We start from the raw sequence: 23,439 nt of genomic DNA, 5'->3' as shown, positions 1-23,439 counted from the left end.
TTTGAGGGGAACGGAATCAAAAACGGCTGCCTAAAGCAGCCGTTGAGTACGCTAATCGCGAACGCGTTTAAAGATGAGGGAAGTATTGATGCCGCCAAACGCAAAGTTATTGCTCATCATGTAATCAATATCCATCTCGCGGCCAGCACCAGCAATGTAATCCAGATCACCGCAATCTGGGTCTAGGTTAGTGAGATTCAGTGTTGGGCTAAACCAGCCACTGTTCATCATCTCAATACTCAACCATGCCTCGATGGCACCGCATGCGCCCAATGTGTGGCCAAAATAGCTCTTTAATGAACTGATTGGCACCTTGCCAATGGCATTTTGTGTCGCGTTACTTTCGGCAATGTCACCACGGTCTGTCGCAGTGCCATGCGCAGAAACATAGCCAATGTGTTTTGGATGTAGATCCGCGTTTTGCAGGGCCATTTCCATACAGATCTGCATGGTTTCCATCTGCGGCTGAGTTACATGTGCCGCGTCACAGTTGCTGGCAAAACCGATGATCTCAGCGTAGATTGTCGCACCGCGTGCTTTGGCGTGTTCGTACTCTTCCAGCACCAGCGTGCCAGCGCCTTCACCGATCACGAGGCCATCACGATCTTTGTCGTAAGGGCTTGGCGTTGTTTTCGGCTGATCATTTTTCAAGCTGGTCGCAAACAAGGTATCGAATACCGCTGATTCGGTTGGACAAAGCTCTTCTGCTCCCCCTGCCACCATGACGGTTTGATAGCCGTGTTTGATCGCTTCATAGGCGTAACCAATAGCTTGGCTGCCAGATGTACATGCGCTGCTGGTCGGAATAACGCGGCCACGCAGGCCAAAAAAGAGCCCGACATTGACGGCGGTGGTGTGCGGCATCATTTGAACGTAGGTCGTCGCGGTGATCGCTTTGGTGGTTTTGTCGTTCAGCATCACGCCAAATGCGCCAATGGCGTCAGTTGAGCCAGTTGATGAACCGTAAGCAATGCCAGTTTGGCCATTCGTAAGTACGTCTTCACCAATTAAGCCTGCTTGGCTTAGCGCGTTTTCAGTCGCCACGGTGGCTAATTTGGAGACGCGGCCCATACCGCGAACTTGCTTGCGTTTGTAATGCGAAGGGAGCTCAAAATCGACCACGGGAGCGGCAAGTTTTGTGTTCAACCCTTCGTACTGTTGGTAATTTTCCATAAACTGAGTGGCATTTTCTAGCGCGCGTAATTTGGGCTCGACACTTTGCCAATCATTGCCAAATGCAGTGACACCAGACATACCAGTGACAACAACTCTGCGATTCATATTAGGCCTCCATTAACCGAAATCACTTGGCGAGTGACATAACCTGCGATGTCAGACATCAAATAACTGACTAAGCCAGCCACTTCTTCCGGCTCACCCATGCGGCGTAGCGGTACTTGAGGTAAAGCGTGCTCTTTGACATGCTCATCCACCATGCCTGTATCAATCAGCCCAGGGGCGACACAGTTCACGGTGATTTTGCGTTTCGCCAGCTCGAGAGCCAATGATTTGGTTGCGCCAATCACCCCCGCTTTGGCAGCGGCGTAGTTGGTTTGACCTCGATTGCCCATTAATCCGGAGACGGAGGCCAAAGTAACAATGCGTCCACCTTTGCGTTTTTGCACCATCGGCATCACGCAAGGGTGTAAGACGTTATAAAAACTGTCGAGGTTGGTGTGAATTACGCCATCCCATTCTGCTTCGGTCATCGCTGGGAAAGCGGTGTCTTTGGTGATACCCGCGTTATTGACCACTCCGTAGTATGCGCCGTGCTCTGCGATGTCGGCTTCAATACGCTCACGACATTGTTGACGATGGCTAATATCAAACTGAATTAAACGGCCACTGCCACCGTTTTGTTCAATCATGGCCAATGTTTGCTCGGCACCTTGCTTATCGCCCATGTAGTGAACGACGATGGTAAAGCCATCTTTCGCTAATTGAATGGCGATGGCTTTGCCGATGCCTTTACTGGCCCCTGTGACTAACACTTGACGGGTCATTCTTGACTCCTGATTTTCATTTCTTGTAATTTTTCTTCCGTTGGAACATAAACGTTCAACTGACATTTTGCGACTGTCTCACCTGAGATATCGATTCGACCCGTAAACACGGCCATGCCGTTGTCTTCCATCAGCTGCTCTGCGTAGATATCGAGTGTCTGTCCTTGCTGAAAGGTATCGCACATCGCTTGATAACGCCTACCACCAAGGAGAAAACCGATCGGTGGTTCTTGGCCTTTCTGCTGCGCATGATAGCCAGACCAAGCCGCGATAGACTGCGCCATAAACTCGATACCCACATAACCAGGTACGCTTTGCGTTTCAGCATGGAAGAAGGCGAGGTGAGGGCCAATGTCTACCTGACAGTGAATCGACTCCTTCGCCACGCTGATCGCCCGATCAATTAAGATCATCGGAGCGTCGTGGGGCAGCAAGGTCTCAATGCTGGGCAGCTTATTCATGAGGATATCCAAATATCAGACTGATGTTATTTCCGCCAAAGGCGAAAGAGTTGCTAAGTATTGCCTTGTGTGCCAATTTCATTGGCTGTTCGACGAGCGTGACCTCTATGTCATCCGCTTTGTTCTGACATCCTTGTTGCGGTAAATCTAAGTTGTATTTCAGTATATGCCATGCAATGGCCGCTTCAACGGCACTGGCTGCGCCCAAAGTGTGGCCTGTTAGGTGCTTGGTTGAACTGACGGGCACTGATTGGCCAAAAAGACGAAAGATGGCTTTGCTTTCCATGCTGTCGTTGAGTGGAGTTGCCGTGCCATGGGCGTTAACGTAGCCAATTTGTTCTGGTTTCAAATTGGCGTCTAGTAGCGCTTTTGCCATTGCCTCTTCAGCCCCATTACCTTCAGGGTGTGGAGCGGAAATGTGGTGTGCGTCTGAGCTGTCGCCACAACCGAGTAGGGCGATCTCTGAAGGGGCTTTGCTGAGCAGCATAAAAGCGGCGCCTTCACCAATATTAATGCCACTTCTGTCGGCACTAAATGGCTGACAATGTTGATTTGAGAGGGCCTCTAAACCATTAAAACCATTTAGGGTTAAGCGACAGAGCGTATCTGCCCCCCCCACGATCACCGCATCCGCCATGCCACTGAGTAGGAGGCGTTTTGCTGAAATGAACACACGGCCGCTGGATGAACAGGCCGTGGAAATCGCGTAACAAGGCCCCGTTAACTGAAAGTAATCGGCGATAAAGTCGCTGACGTTGCCAAGCTCTTGTTTGTGGTAGTGATAATCACTCGGGAAGTGCTCTTGTGACAGCTTCTGCTCAAATGCGTTTTCGCCGTCGGCAATACCGGAGGTGCTGGTGCCGATAACTACGGCGATGCGGTTCGCGCCATATTGGCGAATGGCCTCTTGAATTGCGGGCTCAATTTGCTGCAGCGCTGAGAGGGCTAAACGGTTGTTTCTTGAATCGTATTCACGCAGCGATGATGGCAGCTCTGGCAAAGTGTCGCTCACTCGACCAACGATGGTGGCGGTGCCCGTGTTGAGTTGATCCACGGCTTGCTGCATTTGCACACTGTGATTATGTTGCAGTGCGTGGTGGATCTGCTCTGCAGTTGCCCCCAATGCTGAGTGGAAGCCACAGCCATGAATATAAATGGGTTGAGAAAGGTGTGAATTCATTTGGCTCTACTATTTCGCGTCCGATAACTGATAATTCAGGGTTTGAATCTCGATTTTATAGTCGTTTAACAGCGAGTGAAAACGAATTGGGCCAGCAAAACTTCGGCCTTGCTCGTAATCAATCACAATGATCGTGTTGCCATGGTTATCGATGATGGTGCGCTGATTATCTCGGTCAATGAGTTGCCACTTTACCTGATTTAATGGCGCTTCCCAAGCTTGTTCAGGCCACAGCGTGATCATCAGATTAAAAAGTACCTGCTCGGGCTGAGGCAGGGTATTTTCTAAGCCATTCAATACTTGTGTTTCAATATGATTATCTTGGTAGGTGAGAGACAACAAACGTGTTCCCCACGACGAAAAACCAGCCAAAACCAGTTTGTTTTGGTCAACTTGCAGCTGGACGGGCAATTGCTGAGTTTGTGTGCCGGTGTCGGTTTGCCATGTCGCGGTGATCAATTGGCTTGCCGTCACATCCAAGCCGAGCTCACTCGGCTGTGGGAGCGTGACAAACGTTTGATCGGCAATCTCAATTTGAGTGCTTTGCGTGCGAGGTTGCATGCTGCATGCCGTGATGGAGAGCGCCAACAACAGGCAGAGGACAAGCTGTCTTATCATGGTTTTTTCTCTTGATTGGGAATGGCCATCGGTGCCAACAACCAAGCGACAAAGATACCGCTTAGCACGGTTAGCCCAAAGCTGTGAATGGCATGCGTGGCACTCAAGGCCAATAAACCAAACGACAATAAAGTGGTGATGGCCGATAAGGTGACGGCGAGGAGCGTGCTATGGCTGCCTTGTTGCTCCGCAAAGAACAAGGTGTAATCAATGCCGATACCAATAACCAGTACCAGTGCCAGTAAGCTAAACAAGTTCAAACTTGAACCGGTGACAACAGAAACCGCCAGTCCCGCGATACAGGCGATAACACAAGGCAGCATCATGGTTAGGCTGTGTCGGAAGCCATAACGCCAGCACAATAAAGCAAAAATCACCGCCATAGCTGCAACCAGTAACTCCATTACTTTGACGCGATACTGATTGAACAAGCTCGAAATTTCTTGTGCCTTATCGAGGTAAGAGACATCGCTGTGTTGCTGTGCAAATGTCATCACGACCTCGGGCTGCTGAAGATCTTTCAGTAAAATGGCTGCGGCCGTTTTGTTGTCCACTTTGCCCAAAGCAAGGAAACGTACAGGTTCGGATACGGCTGCCTTGAGGTAGTCTTGCAGCGAAATTGGCACAAATGGTTGGTCGAGCTCTGCGGTGGCGGGTAACCCAAGAGTCCGTGACAGTTGCGCCGCCTGAGTTTGGTACAGGGTTTCGACGAGTTGGTAATCGGCCCGCTGCTGCGATTCTGAACTCAGGTATTGAGACAGGCTCTGATAGCCCGCCAGCACGCCTTGCTGCTGCCAACCATCGAGTAGTTTGGTGATCTGTTCCAAGCGCTCCATCAAGGCGGAGTCGTTATCTGCGGTGACCACCAACATTTGTTGTGAGGATTGGAGCCCCGTCAGTTGGGCGATCTGCGCTTCTTGTGATTTGAGAGAGGCAGGTAGTGCCTGCAATTGGCGAATATCGTCGTCGTAATGCACTTGGGTTAAGGCGGCGACGCTGATGACGGCGATCGCCACGGGCAAGCCAATCGCCAGTTTGGGCTTTCGCCACGCGCTTAGCCAGCGTTGATAAAGTGGCAAGCCGAGAAGTGGTCTATCTGCCGAGGGTTTGACGGCCAACCAAGGATACCAAGCCACCACAGTGAGATAAGCGGCGATGAGGCCAGTGGCGGAAAACAGCGCCAATTGTTGCAATCCCGGGAATGGGGCAATAAGGAGACCCAAATAGCCAATTAAGCTTGTCACTAGGCCAAAGGTGATTGCGGTGAAGATATGCTTGAGCCCTGCTGTGGCGTTCCAACGCGAACCAGCCGCCAATCGGTCGGTCAGATAGTGAAAAGCATAGTCAATCGAGACGCCGATTAAGCTGGCACCAAACACCAAGCTAAAGAGATGTACTTTGCCAAAAATCGCAATGGTGATGGTGAGTGCCATCAAAAGTCCGATGCCAATCGAGAGTAGTGACAGAAACAATGGGGTCACACTGCGAAAAACCAGCAGGATGAGCAACACAATACCCAGCAGTGAAACAACACCGATGGTGCTGATTTCTTGCTTGGCGCTTTGGGTACCAAAATCAGCATAAAACAAGACCCCAGTGTGGGCTATCTCAGTGCCAAATGTTTGATGAATTTGCGCTTCCCACTGTAAGATTTCTGACACTGAACGCTGCGCCGCAACGCTGTATGGGGAGTCTTGAAGCTCAGCGCTGATCAGCACATACAAGCGCCCCTCTTTTTCTAAACTCAGATAGTTATGTTTAACTTTGAACTGGCCAGATAATGACGAGAGTTGGTTCAAATACTCTCGAAACAACAGAAAAGGATCGTTTTGTAGCTCGCTCCCCGTAACACCAGCAAAAGGGTTGTAGAGGGCTTGCAATACCTGCTGCACCTGCTGTTGCGGTTGTTGGCTGAGCCGTTCTCTTTGTTGCTCAGTTAAAAATTGGAAACGGTGTTCGAAGTAATATTTCGCCCATTGTTGCTGGGTATCTTGAGGGATTTGGCCCATCACTTGGGCAAAATAACCGCTTTGAGTGAGCTGCTGTGTGAGCGCATCGCTTGCTTGGTAAACTTTATCGATCTCATCGCCCGATACGATAAAAATCACCTTGTTGCCCATCGTCTCCGCAATGCGCTCAAACGCTTGTTCTGCTACTGGATTTTGCTGATTTTTAGGCAGCAGTTTTAAAATATCGGTTTCGATTGGCGCCGTTGCTTGCGCAAACCAGAGATAGCTCAGCAACAAACCGGCCGTGATCACGGCCATAAGCCAGCTAACGGATAACGTCGGGGATTTAAAACGCAAACTGCTTTTGCTCCGTCTCGCTCAACTGTTTTGGGGTGTGCGTTTGCTGTGAAAATTGAATATCGGTGCGATCGCCACGTTTTTCCACCAGTTCCAGTTGGTCAATTTCTTCGTTACCTCTGAGGGTAATCTTGCTGAATACCGCATTTAAAGGGGCTGCTGTCGGTGTCAGGTCGAGCTGCCATCCATTGTCGTCAACGTGTAACGTCAACTCGAACTCGCGCTGCAAAGCGGAGGTATCTCCATGAAACACGGAGAGAAAAATGCGGCTGAAGTAAAACGCCATCGGGTTTTGCTCTGCCGTGATCACTTGTGGTGCTTGCCCAGCAAAACTTTGTCGCAGTTTGTTTTGCGTTAAAACCAAATTCACAGGGAAGGGGGTTTGTTGTTGCCACAACAGACCATGGCTTTTGTCTAACACAAATTGCCCTTGAGAACTCAAGGGTTGGTTAAACATTTCCAAATGGCGTTGTTGGGTGAACTGGCCTCGCACCAGATCGTGTTTGGAAAGCTGCGCTTGCAATTCATCTAGGTTGTTCACTTGGGCCCAGCTCAGCGGAGAAAACAGTGTGCAAACCAGTAGCCACAAAGTGAGCGTGTGTTGTCGGCATGACATTAACATAGGTACGCTCCGTTCTGATGCCATTGATGGACGCGTTCGAGAAACACCGAGGGCGATGCTAATCGCATCTCTTGATCGTCAATGCCGACGGCGACCTGAGTGGTATGTGCTTTACACATGCGTTGCCCTGTGGCGGCATCAAAGATTTGATAATGCACTCGTAAGCGGTTTTCCCATTCGCTCAGCGTCGCTTTGACGCGAATTGCGTGATTAAAAGGAATGGCTCGGACGTACTTTACCTGAACATCAATCACTGGCCACATGAAGCCCGAAGCGCTCATTTGCTGATAGCCATAATCAATTTTTTCCATCATCACTCGTCTTGCTTCTTCAAAAAATCGGAAGTAATTACCGTGATAGATAACCCCCATAGGGTCGGCATCTTGAAACGAGGTAACCAAGGTTACCTCAGCTTCTAGTGGATAAAGTACGTCTGTCATAGAACCTCTTAATACAGTGACCAATGACGCTGTTGAATGTGAGCGATGAACTGGCGCAGATCTTTTTCCAATGGGCGATCTTCAGTGACAAATTCAAACTCATTGAGTACCGAACTGCAGATGGCTTTCAGGCGATCGCTCATGTGGTTTTCGTCCAGTTCACCACGACGGCGGCGAATTTCGATCCCTTGCGTTGCAGCAAGTAGAGACGCGGCTGCCACCTGTTCGGTCAGTTCCAATACTCGCAAACAATCGCGGGCAGCGATAGTCCCCATGCTCACTTTGTCTTGGTTGTGACACTCGGTAGAGCGTGAAAATACACTGGCGGGCATGGTGTGCTTGAGCGCTTCTGCGGTCCAGGCAGAAATACCAATTTGCACCGCTTTAAAGCCATGATTGATAGGTTTGCGTTCCCCTTCGGCACCGCTCAAGTTAAATGGTAAGCCATTGTTGAACTTGTAATCCATCAATTGTGCCATTTGACGATCGAGTAGATCTGCGAGGTTGGCAATACCGGTTTTTAGTGTGTCCATTGCCATGGCAATGTGACCACCATAGAAGTGACCGCCGTGTAAAACACGTTCGTTGTCACCATCGATGATCGGGTTATCATTGGCGCTGTTGAGCTCGTTCTCGATCATTTGGCGCAACCAAGGTAGCGAATCCTGGACAACGCCAATCACGTGCGGCGCACAGCGTAATGAGTAACGATCTTGCAGACGGTCACTGTTGCGTGGTGGCTTATCGGCTTTCAAGTCATCTCGCAACCAAGCGGCGATCTGTTGTTGGCCAGGATGAGGTTTGACTGCAAAGAGCGCTTCATCAAAATGGAAGTCATTACCGTGCATGGCCACAGAGACCATTGCGGTGATTTTGGTGCTGAGCTGCGCTAGATACTCCGCGCGTTTGTAGGCAAGGCAAGCTAACGCGGTCATCACTGACGTTCCGTTCATGAGCGCCAAGCCCTCTTTAGGACGCAGTTTAATCGGTTGGATGCCAAGTTCGGCGTAAACCTCGGCGGTTGCACGCTCTTCACCTTGGTAGATCACTTCTCGCTCACCAACCAGCGCTGCAGCAAGGTAGGAAAGGGGAGTCAGATCGCCACTGGCCCCTACCGAACCTTCTTCAGGAATGCGAGGTGAAATATCGTGATTAATCAAAGTTACGATCTGATTAAGTAAGTCATGACTTACGCCCGAAACGCCTTGTGATAAAGAACACAGACGTGTAGCAAGCACCGCGCGCGCTTGCTCATGGGTGAGAATTTTGCCTAAGCCACAGCCGTGAAAGCGCGTTAGGTGAAGGGGCAATTCTTCAACCAATTGAGGCGGTATCGCGACTGTACAAGAGTCGCCGTATCCAGTGGTGACGCCATAGATCACCCCTTCTTCTTTAAGAAGGCGTTCTAGAAAGGCGACACCGCGGTCGATTTTGGCGGTAAATTCAACTGAGTTGTTTAACGTGGCCTTTGCGCCTTGAGCGATCGCCGCAACATCCTCAATCGTCAGTCTGCCTTGGCCAAAGGTAATATTATTTTCTGCTTGCATCGTCATGTTGCTGATCTGTTAGGTTCCAAAAATCAAAAAAGTTATACCACTGCAGAGGAGCCTGCAGTGTGTAATGTTCTAAACGTTGTGCGTACTGTTGCACAACCATTTCCAAAGCGGTTTGTCTCTCTTTGCGAGGCAGAACAATTTTGTCGCTAAAATGTTCGAAGTAGACATCAAAATGGGGGGTACTGCTGGAATCGTCACGTAGGCCAAAGAGTAAATACACAGGCGCTTTGAGAATCGAAGCCAACATAAATGGCCCTTGTGGGAATGGCGCAGGCTTGCCAAGAAAATCAGCCCAAACGGCGCGTGTTTCTTTGCTGGTGGAGGTGCGATCACCCACAATGACGACCCATTCGCCTTGCTCAATTTTCTGTTGTAGCAAGATAGCGGTATCAGGCCCCAAATGGCTCACTTGAATCAGATTGAGCTCAGAATTGGGGTTAACTGCTTTCATCACCGCATTAAAACGCTCTGCGTGTTCAGTAAAGACCAAGGCATTGATTTTGACGTGGGTATGACGTCGGCTTAAGGCTCGACACAGCTCAATGTTGCCCAAATGCGAACCGAGAATAACCACACCTTGCTGGTTCTCAATCATTTTGTCGAACTGATTTTGCCCGTGGATAGTCAAATTTTGCGCTGAAAAATCGCCTTTCCAAGCCGCCAGTTTATCCAGCATGGTATGGCCAAAAGAGAGCAAATGGTTGTAACTGGTGAGATTATCCGGGAGTTCAATACGCTTTTCTCTGGCGTATTGCTCCAGTTGGTCGAGATAGCGTTGCGATGCTTGCTTGGCTTGTTTGCCCGTCGCATGATAATAAGCCATCACAACACGCAAGATCAGATTGAAGGTCGTTCGCCCTAGCAGCGAGTAGACCGCTAGCAGCAGTTTAATACCCAGTACCGTGCCTCGCTCTTGCTGCTTGGACCAATGCACATTGTTTTTCGCATCAGGATGTTTGCGCATCATCAACTTCGGGGCTCTTGGCAGCATGCCAAAAAAGAGCTTCGTATGCATCCAACTGATTTTAACGTTGTCCCAAAGCGCATCAAAATGCGAAATGCCACCTTCAGGGTAGATCACGCGAGTTTCAATGAAATCAATATCCACCCCTTCCCAGTACATGCGAACGAGGATTTCGATGTCAAAATCCATGCGTGTGCCAAGGCGATATTTGTCCAAAACCGCGATGGTTTTGTCCACTGGGTAGGCGCGAAAGCCGCACATGCTGTCTTGGATGCTCATGGAGAGTGTCTCAATCCACACCCAAACATGAGTCACGTAACGGCCATACAAGCGAGATTTAGGGACGCTCTCGTCATAAATTGGCTGTCCTGATATCAAGCGCTGAGGATGCATTTTTGAGGCGTTCAGCAACTTTGGCAGCGCTTGCAGATCATGTTGCCCATCCGAGTCGATTTGAATGGTGTGCGTAAAGCCAAGTTGTTGTGCATAGCGGATACCCGCCATGACGGCGCCGCCTTTGCCTTGGTTTTCGGCTAAGCGGATCAGGTATACCTTGTCGCGTGTTGCTTGCTGCTCGAGTTGCGTTTGTGTGGCGAAATTGCTGCCATCATCAACGATGATCACTGGCAGCGCAAACTCTTGCAGCGAGTCGATCACCTGACCAATGGTTTCACCATGGTTGTAACAAGGGATGAGAAAACAAGCTTGATAGTCAGTCACTGCTCGCCCCTAGTTTCATCTTGCCTGATGAGTGAGATATACGTTCGCCATCTCGAGAGGATGTATAGCTAAATTGCAGTTTCGCTTTGCTCTCATCCCAAACGAGCGAGAGTGTTACTTGCGCATCGGGCAGAATTGGTTCTTGGAACTTGATGACTTCCATTCCTTTAAATGCGGCAGGGCACTGCAACAGCGTTTGACCATAGAACATCGCCCAGTCGATTTGTGTGACACCCGGTAGCAAGGGAAAGTGAGTGAAATGACCAGAAAAATCCAGCAGATCATGATCAACGCGCAGCTGTAATGTGGCACTGTGTCCGTCGACCTGACTGGCAAGAACGGTTGGCTTTCTTTTTGTACTCATAGTGTTTTCGTTCTAATGAAAAAGTTGTTCTATTTGGTTGGTCAGTCTCTTCCCTTGGCTGTTCAAAGGAATTTCACTGACAACTCGGTAGCGACGTGGAATGGCGATCGGCTCTAACCATTGTCGCAATTCCCCTCTCAGCATAAGCCAAAACTTGCCTTTACCAAGCTCATTGAGTTTCGCTGTACCTGCTGAGGTTAATACTATCGCAGCCACCAAGGTTAATCTGTCAGATTCTGTCATGGGGATGACCACGCTTTCGTTAATCCAGTCGAGATGATCAAGGCGCTTTTCTACTTCGACCAGTGAAATTCGCTTCTCTTCCAGCTTGATCACGCGATCGGTACGCCCTTTCAACAAGAATTGACGTTCGCTGACCATTTCACATTCGTCGGCGGTTTGATACCAGTTCTCTCCATCAATGTGTGGAGAACGCAGGCGCAAACAGTTCTCTTGATTGAGCTCGACATCAATGCCAGGAAAAAGTTGCCATGGTGTGTTGGCTTGATGCTGCTGACGGCAAGCAATGCCCCCCGTTTCTGTACTGCCAAACACCTCCCATGGTGTCTGTGAAAACAGCGTTTGAGCGTGCATCGCCGCTTCGTAACTTAACGGGCCGCCAGATGAAAAGACAGACGCAAATGGTGAAGAGTGATGCTCGGAGGTTAATCGCTTAAGCAGTGCAGGGCTGCTGATGAGCGCGGTGTGGTCACTGGCGTGTGCGACAAGCTGCTCGGGATACTCTAAGTTGGTTTGAGCGAAGGCACGACCTGCACAAAGAGGCCAAAGTACACGGAAAAGCAAACCGTAAATATGTTGATGAGAAACGGTGCTTTCAATGCGGCAGTCTTGTAACTGCTGACCAAACAATTGCTCTAACACAGCGATTTCACTATCTAACTGTTGCAGCGTTTTGCGAATCGCCTTTGGTGTTCCACTGGAGCCCGAGGTAAATAAGGTGAGCACCACTTGTTCAAGTGACAAGTGTGGAAACAAGGCGGGTTTGCACGTGCTGTGCGTGTCCGATATTAATTGGTACGCTTGGCGCAAGTGGCTTCCCACTTCCTCATCACACAACAAGAGATCAAACTCGCAACTGAGCTCATCCAACGCCGCTGGTTGATAATTTCCAGGTAACACAATGGCTTTGCCACTAAAACACAGCGCAAAAAAACCAATGGCAAATTGGTAGCTGTTGGCGGCGCACAGGGCAACTCGTGGAGCTTCTGTTTGCTTCAATTGCTCGCAAAGTGAATGCACGTGGCACGTGAACGATGACCAATCATGGTGTTCATTCAGGGAAAACGCGACTTGGTGTCGTGGGGCTCTGCCGTGATGAAACAGCGTGGCGAGTGAATGAAATGGTAGAGGGTGACTCATCTAATGCTCAGTCCTTGCGAACAAACTGGCGAACGATCCATTCCCCAGCAAATAAACTTCCGGCGGCTAAATAGCTAATCAAGCCGTTATACAGTGTCCACACCTGCAGTGATTGAAAACAGGTGTATAAAGCGATACTTGCATTGATGAGAAAAAACCAACACCACACTTTCGTGACTGTGCGAGTATAACGAACGCCACTTTCGGGTAACTCGGGCTCTTGTAGACGAGCCAATCGCTCTATAATCGTTTGAGGCTGAGTTAAACTCGAGGCAAAAAGCGTTAACATGGCGAGGTTAACGATCACGGGATAAAACGTCAGCCAACCTTGCTGTTTGAATATCGCGCCTAGCGTAACCAGCATCACACCGATCACTCCGCTTATCACCGCAAGTTGTTTGAATTCTTTAAGCTTGGCTTGATGGCCGGAAAGGATTCTGAGCAGAAACACAATGCCTAAAAGGAGTGCGACCACTTCTAAGCCAAGCTTATCGATACCGAAATAGACGGCAAAAGGGTAGGTAAGCAATACAATTGCAGACAAAACTGTCAGCAATGTGCGCATCTCTTATTCCTTTACAAGTTCAACGACAGCGTCAACGACGTCTTGAACCGTGCGTACCGCTTTAAACTCTTCGGGTTGGATTTTCTTGCCTGTCACTTTCTGCAGATGAACAACCAGATCAACGGCATCAATGCTATCCAGGTCTAGGTCCTGATAAAGATGAGCATCCGGTTGGATGTCGTCTTCTTCTAGTTCAAATAGTTCAATCAGAGCGGCTTTCACCTGCTCAAATACGGCTTGTTGATTAACTTCTGACATATCAGGGCCTGCTTAATTAATTTCCGGTTTGTGAAGAAATGTAGTTTGCCAAATTTGCCACAGAAGCAAAGTGCTGACGAGTATTATTGTCATCTGCATCAATAACAATGTTGTATTTCTTCTTAATAGCCAAACCAAGTTCTAATGCATCGATAGAATCGAGACCTAAGCCATCACCAAACAGTGGTGCTTCAGTGTCGATATCATCAATCGAGATGTCCTCTAGATTGAGTGCATCGATGATCAGTTGTTTAATTTCATTTTGTAGTACTTCCACTGGGACCTACTTATATTTACTGATTTTGGAAAATGAAACCTGAAATAAGCAAAAACAATATTGCTTGGGCAAAATCGGAGAGACATCTTTTGGCTTACTCAGGGAAGATTGCCTCAGCCAAATGTGTATTCAGTCTTCTGGCTGCTGACGTTGGGTTATTAGTTTGCTCTATAAATGGTTTTACCTCAACCTTATGTTTCACCTCAACGTGAAAGAACGGTTTAGTTTCAGGCACTTGGTACCACATTTTTTCTTTGGTCAAGAAACTAGGGGTAACGGTGATGTGCACGATGCGTAAATCTCGTTCGGTCCTAATCGCGATCTGAGAAGCACCGCGTTGTAATTGTGACTTCACACCAGGGGTCGTTCGTGTCCCTTCGGGAAATACCAATAATACATTGCCGCGTTCGAATCGTTGTTCGCATTGGTTGAGAAGATCATCCGGTGATTTATTGGGTATGTAGCCTGCTCCTTGTACAACATATTTCATAAAAGGATTTTGCCAAATAGAGGCTTTAACTAAGCAATCGCATTGGCGTAACTGCGAGGCAATTAACACATAATCGATCAGGCTGGGATGATTGGCGACGATAAGGCAATTTTTATCGGCGGCAAGAATCTCACCACCGGTAATTTTATAGTCGATCGCGCCAGTGTATTTCATCAGTTTGCAGAACAGCGTAAAAGTGAATTTAATTGTATGTTGTACCTTATATTCTCTCGCGGTTTGCTCACGTATGAACAAATGAATCAGTGGAATAATGACCAAGCCGAGAATAAGACCACCAATGCCAAAGGTCGCAAAGCAAAAGCCTGTTGCAAACACCCGCCAATATTGATTCAGTTTTTTCACTTTTTATGCCATGTCCACGTTTGGCGAGAGCCAGTGATTGACCATTGTGTGACCTGCTCTTGGAGGAAACCGCGGAAAAATTGCAGCGCTTGCGGCAACTCATGCTCTTGTGGCTGCTGAGCGGAATGGGCCTCGATAGCAAATTGTTGTCCCGTGCTCACGATCATCGCGAGTGCAAAACCGCGATACGTTTGTGTTTCAAATTCCGCATAGTCTTGTGGCAATGGTTCGTCGAAGTCTACTAATAACACTTTGGCATCTGGGTGGATAGACAAAAATAGGTAAGCCTCTGTAAGCGCGCTCTGGAATGTATTTTTCCCCGCGGCAATCGACGTCAGTGGAATAGGCTTTTTGGTTGCAATGGTGGTTAATCCCGCCGCCGTGTTATGTACCGATTGAGAAAAAGCCATTGGTGAGGCTTCTTCACCCAGTAATATATCTTTGACTAAGGCGATGCTGCGGTGTAATTCTCCATGACGGCTTGAAAAAACCATATAGTCAACGTCGTTTTGGTTAAGCAACTCAATGGCAGCGTGCACCGCCAGTTTGCTTAACGAACTCATTCGGCGTCTCATCATCGCCGGTATATTACTTGCCGTAATATCGAAAGATTCAGGATAGCTTCCGGTATTTGCCCACTCTAGCCAGCGCTCTTTATTATCCAATCCAGGAGAGTTCGCATACCATTTTTCAATATTTACACAAAGAGATAGTGATGAATTTGACATAGATTGTTGATTTGTTTCCATTGGCGTTCATACTAAAGCCCTTATCAAAAAATAAGGACAATCTAATGAAAACCTTTAAAATTTTTATTTCTATATGTTTGACGTTGTTATTAGTTGGCTGTGGTCGAGTACAACCAATTTTGGAGATACAGGATACTCCAGTCAGTTATGATCTTCAAAGTAAACAAGTGAAAAGCGCGATCGTCTTGGCAGCAACGAAAAGGGGTTGGGCGATTACCGAAGTCGAACCTGGCGTTTTAAGCGCAAAATTGAATCTTCGCTCGCATTTTGCAGAAATAATGATCCCTTACGACGACAAATATTACTCAATTCTTTACGTTAAATCAGAGAATCTGAATGCAAGTGATGGCAATATCCATCGTAATTACAATCGCTGGATCAACAACTTAAATGTTGATATTCAACGTCAATTTGCACTAGTCGCAGCGCAATAATTTCTTTTTAACAGTTAGTTAGGTTTTTTCGTGTTAAATCATAATTTTGATCCGTATAACGCTTTCGAAGCGAAAACAGAAGCTCAGAAACTTTCATTTGCTCCTATTCTTTTTCATACCGCTCGCACTCTCAGAGATCTTGGAATCCTGGCTGCCTTAGATAAGGCCGGGGAAGAAGGGCTCTCCGCAGAACAAATTGCTGAGCAAACTCAAGTCTCAGAATATGGGGTAAAAGTACTGCTTGATATGGCACTGAGTGCTCATGTTGTGATGTGGAAAAAACCTAACTATATCTTGGCAAACTTGGGCCATTTCCTTCTTCATGATGGCATGACTCAAGCCAACATGGATTTCACTGCCGACGTCTGTTACGCCGCGATGATGCATTTGACGGAAGCGATTCAAGAAGGCAAGCCGGCGGGCCTCAAAGAGCTTGGTGACTGGGTCACCATTTACGAAGGTTTGTCTCGTCTACCTGAAAAAGCAAAAGAGAGCTGGTTTAAGTTTGATCACTACTATTCTGATCGCTCATTCCCGATTTTGCTGGAGACGGTGTTTGCGGAGAAACCAAAACACATCGTTGATATTGGTGGCAATACCGGAAAATGGGCGCTACAGTGCTGCAACTATGATCCTGATGTCAAAGTGACGATTGTGGACTTACCTCGTCAGCTTGAACTCGCGATGGCCAATGCCGATAAACAAGGTTTTTCGGGGCGTATTGCGCCTTTCCCTGCGAACATGCTTGATAAGAATGAATCCTTACCGCAAAACGCGGACGTGTGGTGGATGAGCCAGTTCTTAGACTGTTTTTCGCCGATGGAAATATTGAGCATACTTAAGCGCGTAAAGGAGAACCTTCAACAGAATTCTGTCGTGTATATTCTTGAACTGTTTTGCGATGCACAGAAATATGATGCCGCTTCATATAGCCTAAACGCAACCTCGCTTTATTTTACCTGTTTAGCGAATGGTAACAGTCGTTTCTATCGAAGCGAAGATTTCTTGCAAATCGTTGAAGAAGCCGGACTTGAGGTTGTGGAGCGTACCGACAATATCGGATTAGGCCACACTTTGCTCAAATTGGTTGCAAAACAATAAAGAAAATCAGGAATTACACTGAGTATGGAAAAGCAATCCACCCAGGTTGTCATTATTGGTGCGGGCCCTTCGGGCTCGACCGCCTCTGCGTTGCTACATCAGCGTGGTATCAAAGTCATTGTGTTAGAAAAAGCGCAATTTCCCCGCTTTTCGATTGGGGAGAGTTTGTTGCCGGCTTGTATGGAAGTGGTTGAACAGGCAGGCATGTTAGACGCCGTGAATCAGCATGGTTTTCAATTTAAAAATGGTGCTGCCTTTCGCAAGCAAGGTGTCTATACCGAGTTCGACTTTACCGATAAGTTTACGCCTGGCCCTGGCACGACCTTTCAAGTACAAAGAGCGACGTTCGACAAAGTGTTGGCAGATGATGCGCAGCGCCAAGGGGTAGAGATTCGTTACCAGCATGAAGTAACGGAAGTGACCTTTGAGGGTAGCAAGTCACGGCTTGTGGTGACGGACGAACACGGTCAAGCCTATCAAATTGAAGCCGATTATTTACTCGATGCCAGTGGGTTTGGACGAGTGTTGCCAAAATTACTGGCCTTGGAAGAGCCTTCTTGTTTACCTCCGAGGAAAGCCATTTTTACTCACATCGTCGATAATATCGATGGCGATGGCATCACTTATACCCGCGATAAGATCTTGATTTCGGTTCATCCTGAAAACGCCGGTGTCTGGTATTGGTTGATACCGTTTTCCAATGGTGTTTGCTCTTTTGGCGTGGTTGGCACTCCAGAGTTTTTCCAAAATTATCCAGACGATAAGTTAGCAGCGCTCCAGCAACTGGCGTCAGAAGAACCGGGGCTCGCTCAACTGCTGAATAAGGCGCAATATCCGAATCCTGCTGGCGAATTAGGCGGCTACTCGGCCAATGTTAAGCACTTAGCAACACCACATTATGCGTTGCTAGGCAATGCGGGTGAGTTTCTTGATCCGGTGTTCTCTTCTGGTGTTACGATTGCGATGAAATCGGCGCAGTTTGCCGTAGAGTGCGTTGAGAAACAGTTGGCTGGCGAAGTGGTCGATTGGCAAAAAGCGTATGCCGAACCTTTGATGGTCGGGGTGAATACCTTCCGCACCTATGTTGAAGGTTGGTATGACGGCACTTTGCAAGAGGTGATTTTCTTTGACGATCCTAACCCGCGCATCAAGCAGATGATCTCTTCGATTCTTGCTGGTTACGCGTGGGATGAGAGTAACCCTTATGTCAAAGAATCGAGACGCCGACTGGCAAGCTTAGCGGAGTTTGTTCGCGAGCTGCGCACTGAAACAGCGCTTTGAACGGAATCATCTGCACGCTAAGAAGAAGAAAGAGATCGTCTTTTTAGCCCAAATAGCGAGTAAATGGAAAAGGCCCATCAGGGCCTTTTTCTTTATCTTTCAACGCGGTTGTCATCAAGATTACACTTTATTACGTTTTTACTTATTCAAGATGAGTTATTTTGCCAAACGATTCGCGTATTTTATAAAACCTCATTGATTTCTCGGCTTGAGTTACTACATTGGTGTGTCTTGGATTGACCACAGAGCCGAGCGATATCTTAAAGGGAGTTAGGGTTAAGAATGAACAAATGGCTGATTTTTACGCTTGCTTTGGCACTGTCTGCCTCTGCAGCGGCAACGGTACCACCTGCGCCGATTTGGCATGATGTCGAATTAAGTGACGGCTCTGCAACGAAAGTGCGCTTAACGGGTAATGCGGATTTCCATTGGTATGAAGACGAGCAAGGCAATGCGCTGATTGAGCAGCAAGATAAATGGTTTTTCGCAGAAATAAAAAACGACGGTGCTAAGCCTTATCTGATTTCGAGTGGCGATGCCAAATTGGCCGACTCGCAGCCTCCTCTCACTGCTCAAGACCGCTCGGCGTTACAAATGACGCCATCTCACGCCAGTCAGCCGGAGCGCCCCGTCACTCAACGCTCTCGTTCGCTGCAGCAAACTCCTTTTTCAACACGTTCCGCTTTCGCTTCCCGAGCGCAGCCGTTTGAGCAACCGCTGTTGGTTGTGCAGGTGTCGTTTAGCAACATTTCGATGGATCATGATTTTACTGAGTTGGTGTTCAGTGACGTCAACCAAAGTGTGGTGGATTACTACGACAAAAACTCTTTTGGCCAGTATCGCGTTGTACCAGCTCAAGAAACCTATGGTACGGCAAATGACGGCGTGATCAGCATTCGGGTTTCACAGCAGCATCCGAATTGTCACGACAGCCAAATTTGTACCAATCGTTTGAACAGCATCTTTAGTGAAGCATACCGACTGATCGACCAATATGTGGATTTTTCGACCTACGATCTCAACCGCGACGGCTCTATCGACCCAACTGAGCTGTCGGTGATGTTTGTTTTTGCTGGTGGAGACCGCTCAACCGGTGTGCTCACGAAGCCTGCAATTTGGCCGCACATGTATTTCCACAACACGGTTTATGTCGATGGTAAGCACATTTCTGCCTACTGCTTGTTTGCCGATTATCAAGTCAACCATCAATCCACCTTGGGGGTGATTGTGCATGAGCTTGGCCATCTCATGCTCGATCTACCAGACCTTTATTCTTATAACCACAAAGGTTCAGTGGGATCTTGGGGGGTAATGGGCGCAGGTTCTTGGGCAATGAAAGAGGGCGATCTGTATGCAGGAGAGACTCCTGTGAATATGAGTGCTTGGAGCCGACATGCGGCTGGCTTCATCAATCCACAGATCCTGACCAGCTCAGACAACGACGTACAAATCGTTAATCAGCAAGCGGCCATCGTCAATCTTGACCCCTATCTACAAGAATTTGGTCCGCGTTTGTATGTCGAGAACCGCCGCAAGCAGGATTACGATCGAGCGCTGACAGCGGAAGGGGTATTGGTGACCTCTGTTAACATCAATCATGCTTTTAACCATACAGGCCCGATGCAAGTGCAGATCATGCAAGCGGATGGCTTAGCTGAGCTTGAGAATGGCGGCTGGACTGACGGCGCGGATGTGTATCCTGGTGATAGCCAAAATAGCCTTATTAGTGATAGCTCGCACCCCTCGTTAACGTCAATCACTGGCTTTGCCACTGGCGTGAGCCTAAATAATATTGCGAGTTCAGATGCGTTTGCTTCGTTCCTCTTTCGTCGCCCTGTTGAAGGGTATGATTTCGCTTGGATGACCAGTCTTCGTCGTAGCTATGTTGTCAGTGAAGCGGAGAAGAACAGTGCCGCATTTGCTGTCACGCTAAATTCAGATTCGGTATTGGAGGGGGTGCAGCTTTATTACCAAGTACTCAATGCACTTCAGCCCGTTGAGTATGTGGTGGCAAGTTACCCGGTATCAAATGCCAATTTTGCTTCTTTGGTGCTCAATCCAGCTGAGCGTATCGTGCTTGCCCAAGGCTCGACGTTTGGTAATGGTCGCCTGTTATTTGATGCCCCTGCGAAACTGGCTATGGGGTCGCATACGTTAGTCATTGAGCTGACGAACGCGCAACTGGAGCAAAACTATCAGTTTAGTGAACTCCAAAATATGGAACCGGAAGGAAGTAAAACCATCTGGTTAGGAAATTCGCAAACCAGCAGCAGTGACGGCATGAGTAAATTACTGCCGTATCATCTCATTCCTTTTGCCGCGCTGCTGGACAGAGACATCAGCGAACTATTGCTACCGGTTAATGATCGCGTTGAAGTCAGCAAAAATGGCTCACTGCAACTCATGCTGACCAGCAACGATCGCATTGACGCAACCTTGGCAGGGCAAGTGGAAGTGCACATTGTTACTCAGCCACAACATGGCCGTTTGAGTGGCTTAACGTACACTGCCTCCTCTTATTTTGTAGGTTCAGATCGTTTCAGCTATCGATTGCAAACCGCGGATGGGCGAATGATCTCTGACGTTGCAAACGTCGAGGTTGTTGTTGTCGGCGATAATGTTGCTCCTGTAGTGAACGTTGATGTGCAAGCAAGTCAACTGATTGCTGGTCAGCGTGTGCAGCTAAACGGGACGACGACGCAAGATCCAGATGGAGACCCTCTGAACTATCAATGGCGACAGACGTTTGGTCCTTCGGTTTCCCTGAGTGGAACCGATAGTGACACCGCGCAGTTTACGATTCCAGCTTCGGCTCGTATGGGAGATGTGTTTGCGTTTACGTTAGAAGCGAGCGATCCAAGTGGATTGAGTCACAGCGATCATGTGCAGATTGTTATCGTCAATACGCCACCAGTGGCGCAAGATGATCATGTGTCGGTTAAGGTCGGAGAGCGTATTGATATCACGCCACTGGCTAACGACAGCGATCACGATGGGCAAACGTTGCAAATAACCCAAGTATCACAGCCGACCTTCGGAAGCGTGTCGCTTATTGACAATCAGATTCGCTATCAAGCACCTGAAGAGATGGCATCCACCAGTGAGGTGGCTTTGCATTACACCGTCTCGGATTCCGAAGGCGCCACAGCGCAAGGACGAGTTACGATCACCGTGTCATCAACAACGGCAGTGGTAGCAAGCTCCAGTTCCAGCGGCTCCTCTGGCGGCGGTATGGGGGGAGTAATGGTTGTTATTCTTGGGTTACTAGGTGTATGGCGAACTCGTAACCAAAACCACTAGTTATCAAAGCCACTCTTTACCAGAGCCACTCTTTACCAGAGCCATCAAATGGTGGCGAACGATCTTGTTATCCAAAGCGCACTTTGAGTGCGCTTTTTTATCGCCATTTCCTTGTGTAGGGAATGTTGCAGAGAAGAGCAGCGCCTGCCTAAGCAAGCTGATGTTGGCAATGGGAGCGCTTTTCAGTTGTCGCCAAGCAACAGGCTGATTTTGCTCTATAGTTAATTCATACCCCAAGTAAGCCTTGTTCTCAAAACCTCCAGCCAAGGCGCTAGAGTGTCATTGAGAATGGGCGAACAATCAGCGATGAATAAGGCCATTTATGTTCAATCGACTCTCAATTAAACAGAAGCTGATGCTGCCGATTGGCTTACTGACATTGGTGATCGTTGCGACGACACTGATTAATGTACTGCAAGCCAATAAACAAGCTGAGCTTAATTCAATGCTCAATACTCAAGTGCAGCCGGTGATGGATAGCTTAGAAGATGGTTATCGAGACATTTACCAAGTGATCACAGCGGCTCAAGGAATATTACTGGCGCAGTCACAAAGCGAGGTGGATTATCACATTGGTGAGTTTAAAGATAATGCCTACAACGTCGAACCGAGAGTTGGCAAAGTCCGAGAGCTGTTTAATGCCGGTTTGTTGCCAGAATCGGAGCGTCAGCAACTGACGAATCTAACGAGTGCCGCAAAAGCGTGGTTAGCGCTTTATGAGCCGATGTTTGCCCAGCCCAATAATGCGAAAAGTTACGACCAAGATAACCGTCGCCAGTTTGAGCAGCAATTTGCCGTATTGCGCCAGCAACTGGTTTCCATTCGTAGCTTAATCGAGCAAGTGCAAGGGCAGTTAAGAGAAGAGGTTGAACGTTCGATTGATTACAGTGTGTATGTGATTGAAGCTGGAGCGGTTATCTCCATCGCTTTGGTGTTGCTCTCTTTCGTCATGGCCAAGCAATTAATTCTTAAACCCATAGAAGGCATTAGTCACGCCATGGCGGAAATCGCTTCAGGGGATGGCGATCTCTCAAAACGCATGGTGGCGACCAGTGACGACGAACTCGGACAACTGGCAGGCGCATTTAATCAATTTGTTTCTCGGATCCACTCCACAGTCGAGCAGGTGATTATTTCCTCCAACGCGGTGCGCGCTGAAATGGAGAACATCAAAACGCTGACGCAAACGGTGGCCGAGTTCTCAGGCCAGCAGCAACAAGAAAGTGAGATGGTGGCCACTGCGGTTAACGAAATGCAGATGACCAGTCAGTCGGTTGCCGAGAATGCCAATGAAGCGGCATCGGCCAGTCACAAAGCCAACCGCGAAGCGGACAACACCAACGCCATTTTGAAGACCACCGTCAGCTCTATTCAAAGTCTTGCTGGGGAAGTGGATAACGCCAGCCAAGTCATTCACAACCTGGACCTCGATGTAGCAAACATTGCCTCTATTCTTGATGTGATTCGAGGCATTGCCGATCAAACCAATCTACTGGCGCTAAACGCAGCGATCGAAGCTGCTCGCGCCGGTGAGCAAGGCCGTGGCTTTGCCGTGGTGGCCGATGAAGTGCGTTCGCTCGCTAGCCGTACTCAAGAAAGTACGGGTGAAATTCAATCGATGATCGAAAAACTGCAGCAAGGGGCGCGAGAAGCGGTTGCGGTGATGCAAGCGAGTAAAGAGCGGGGCCACGATACGATTGATAATGCAGGTAAAGCCAGTGATTCGCTGGCAGAAATCATCGGATCGATTTCGTTGATGAGCCAAATGAACTCACAAATTGCGACCGCCGCCAGCGAGCAAACCAGTGTCAGCGATGAGGTCAACAACAATGTGATGCACATTTTGGAAAACAGTCATCACATGGTGGAAATGGTCAGCAGTGCAGAAAATGCTTGTCTATCGTTGGCAGGGCAGTGCGAAACATTGGACGACTTGGTCGCGCAGTTCAAAGTTTAGAGCCCCTGATTTCTCTCGGTGTTTGTCGAGAGAAGTCTGTGGTAGCGTAG

Annotated in this window: 22 protein-coding genes; 5 read left to right on the top strand and 17 right to left on the bottom strand. The window is 48.4% G+C overall.

Annotation, left to right across the window (positions count from 1 at the left end):
- Positions 1 to 51: 51 nt before the first annotated feature.
- From PQQ36_RS15100 to PQQ36_RS15020, 17 genes are all read right to left on the bottom strand, one after another.
- Entirely contained in the window at positions 52 to 1,281 is a 1,230-nt protein-coding gene (locus tag PQQ36_RS15100) for a beta-ketoacyl-ACP synthase (protein ID WP_238834126.1), read from the bottom strand.
- A complete protein-coding gene (gene fabG, locus PQQ36_RS15095) occupies positions 1,278 to 2,003 on the bottom strand; it encodes a 3-oxoacyl-ACP reductase FabG (RefSeq protein WP_011078184.1) in 726 nt (241 codons plus the stop codon). The genes PQQ36_RS15100 and fabG overlap by 4 nt, the downstream gene beginning before the upstream one ends.
- Positions 2,000 to 2,464 carry a hotdog family protein gene (locus PQQ36_RS15090; RefSeq protein ID WP_043877099.1) on the bottom strand — a complete coding sequence of 155 codons (465 nt, stop codon included), beginning with the start codon at positions 2,462 to 2,464 and terminating at the stop codon, positions 2,000 to 2,002. Before PQQ36_RS15090 ends, fabG begins: the two co-directional genes overlap by 4 nt.
- A complete protein-coding gene (locus PQQ36_RS15085) occupies positions 2,457 to 3,644 on the bottom strand; it encodes a beta-ketoacyl-[acyl-carrier-protein] synthase family protein (RefSeq protein WP_011149819.1) in 1,188 nt (395 codons plus the stop codon). Before PQQ36_RS15085 ends, PQQ36_RS15090 begins: the two co-directional genes overlap by 8 nt.
- Positions 3,645 to 3,653: 9 nt before the next feature.
- Complete coding sequence (locus PQQ36_RS15080; RefSeq protein WP_017420980.1) at positions 3,654 to 4,262, bottom strand: DUF3261 domain-containing protein; 609 nt, start codon at positions 4,260 to 4,262, stop codon at positions 3,654 to 3,656.
- Positions 4,259 to 6,529, bottom strand: a complete 2,271-nt coding sequence (locus tag PQQ36_RS15075) for an MMPL family transporter (protein ID WP_273661774.1) — start codon at positions 6,527 to 6,529, stop codon at positions 4,259 to 4,261. The genes PQQ36_RS15080 and PQQ36_RS15075 overlap by 4 nt, the downstream gene beginning before the upstream one ends.
- Positions 6,530 to 6,557: 28 nt before the next feature.
- Positions 6,558 to 7,214 carry an outer membrane lipoprotein carrier protein LolA gene (locus PQQ36_RS15070; RefSeq protein WP_103278002.1) on the bottom strand — a complete coding sequence of 219 codons (657 nt, stop codon included), beginning with the start codon at positions 7,212 to 7,214 and terminating at the stop codon, positions 6,558 to 6,560.
- Positions 7,184 to 7,630, bottom strand: coding sequence for an acyl-CoA thioesterase (locus tag PQQ36_RS15065; RefSeq protein WP_013572199.1), 447 nt, complete (start codon positions 7,628 to 7,630; stop codon positions 7,184 to 7,186). The genes PQQ36_RS15070 and PQQ36_RS15065 overlap by 31 nt, the downstream gene beginning before the upstream one ends.
- An 8-nt stretch (positions 7,631 to 7,638) precedes the next feature.
- Positions 7,639 to 9,183 carry an HAL/PAL/TAL family ammonia-lyase gene (locus tag PQQ36_RS15060; RefSeq protein ID WP_011078177.1) on the bottom strand — a complete coding sequence of 515 codons (1,545 nt, stop codon included), beginning with the start codon at positions 9,181 to 9,183 and terminating at the stop codon, positions 7,639 to 7,641.
- Complete coding sequence (locus PQQ36_RS15055) at positions 9,161 to 10,870, bottom strand: glycosyltransferase family 2 protein (RefSeq protein WP_045619863.1); 1,710 nt, start codon at positions 10,868 to 10,870, stop codon at positions 9,161 to 9,163. Before PQQ36_RS15055 ends, PQQ36_RS15060 begins: the two co-directional genes overlap by 23 nt.
- Positions 10,863 to 11,234, bottom strand: coding sequence for an ApeI family dehydratase (locus PQQ36_RS15050; protein ID WP_011149826.1), 372 nt, complete (start codon positions 11,232 to 11,234; stop codon positions 10,863 to 10,865). The genes PQQ36_RS15055 and PQQ36_RS15050 overlap by 8 nt, the downstream gene beginning before the upstream one ends.
- Before the next feature lie 12 nt (positions 11,235 to 11,246).
- Positions 11,247 to 12,614, bottom strand: a complete 1,368-nt coding sequence (locus PQQ36_RS15045) for an AMP-binding protein (RefSeq protein WP_045619864.1) — start codon at positions 12,612 to 12,614, stop codon at positions 11,247 to 11,249.
- Positions 12,615 to 12,621: 7 nt separating this feature from the next.
- Positions 12,622 to 13,179: a septation protein IspZ gene (locus PQQ36_RS15040; protein ID WP_011078173.1), complete on the bottom strand. Its 558-nt coding sequence runs from the start codon at positions 13,177 to 13,179 to the stop codon at positions 12,622 to 12,624.
- A 3-nt stretch (positions 13,180 to 13,182) separates the two neighbouring features.
- Entirely contained in the window at positions 13,183 to 13,437 is a 255-nt protein-coding gene (locus tag PQQ36_RS15035) for an acyl carrier protein (protein ID WP_011078172.1), read from the bottom strand.
- A 16-nt stretch (positions 13,438 to 13,453) separates the two neighbouring features.
- Positions 13,454 to 13,714, bottom strand: a complete 261-nt coding sequence (locus PQQ36_RS15030) for a phosphopantetheine-binding protein (protein WP_011078171.1) — start codon at positions 13,712 to 13,714, stop codon at positions 13,454 to 13,456.
- A gap of 94 nt (positions 13,715 to 13,808) precedes the next feature.
- Positions 13,809 to 14,567, bottom strand: coding sequence for a lysophospholipid acyltransferase family protein (locus tag PQQ36_RS15025; protein ID WP_011078170.1), 759 nt, complete (start codon positions 14,565 to 14,567; stop codon positions 13,809 to 13,811).
- Complete coding sequence (locus PQQ36_RS15020) at positions 14,564 to 15,316, bottom strand: beta-ketoacyl synthase chain length factor (protein ID WP_273661768.1); 753 nt, start codon at positions 15,314 to 15,316, stop codon at positions 14,564 to 14,566. The genes PQQ36_RS15025 and PQQ36_RS15020 overlap by 4 nt, the downstream gene beginning before the upstream one ends.
- 44 nt (positions 15,317 to 15,360) lie before the next feature.
- On the opposite strand from PQQ36_RS15020, the gene PQQ36_RS15015 reads away from it, so the two are divergent.
- The 5 genes from PQQ36_RS15015 (at position 15,361) to PQQ36_RS14995 (ending at position 23,389) form a co-directional block, all read left to right on the top strand.
- On the top strand, positions 15,361 to 15,750 hold the full coding sequence (locus tag PQQ36_RS15015) for a hypothetical protein (RefSeq protein WP_011078168.1): 390 nt from the start codon (positions 15,361 to 15,363) through the stop codon (positions 15,748 to 15,750).
- A 30-nt stretch (positions 15,751 to 15,780) separates the two neighbouring features.
- Positions 15,781 to 16,851 (top strand): methyltransferase, encoded by a 1,071-nt coding sequence (locus tag PQQ36_RS15010; protein ID WP_011149829.1) that lies wholly within the window; start codon positions 15,781 to 15,783, stop codon positions 16,849 to 16,851.
- Between the two features lie 24 nt (positions 16,852 to 16,875).
- Positions 16,876 to 18,132, top strand: a complete 1,257-nt coding sequence (locus tag PQQ36_RS15005; RefSeq protein ID WP_045612423.1) for an NAD(P)/FAD-dependent oxidoreductase — start codon at positions 16,876 to 16,878, stop codon at positions 18,130 to 18,132.
- 282 nt (positions 18,133 to 18,414) lie between these two features.
- On the top strand, positions 18,415 to 21,432 hold the full coding sequence (locus PQQ36_RS15000; RefSeq protein WP_273661767.1) for a M6 family metalloprotease domain-containing protein: 3,018 nt from the start codon (positions 18,415 to 18,417) through the stop codon (positions 21,430 to 21,432).
- Between the two features lie 322 nt (positions 21,433 to 21,754).
- Complete coding sequence (locus tag PQQ36_RS14995; protein ID WP_101956797.1) at positions 21,755 to 23,389, top strand: methyl-accepting chemotaxis protein; 1,635 nt, start codon at positions 21,755 to 21,757, stop codon at positions 23,387 to 23,389.
- Positions 23,390 to 23,439: the final 50 nt, after the last annotated feature.

Origin of the sequence: Vibrio sp. CCUG 15886, assembly GCF_028570825.1 — a bacterium.
Lineage (GTDB): Bacteria > Pseudomonadota > Gammaproteobacteria > Enterobacterales > Vibrionaceae > Vibrio > Vibrio vulnificus_B.
Note: the sequence above shows the minus strand (reverse complement) of the source record. Positions and strands in the feature narration are given on the sequence as shown.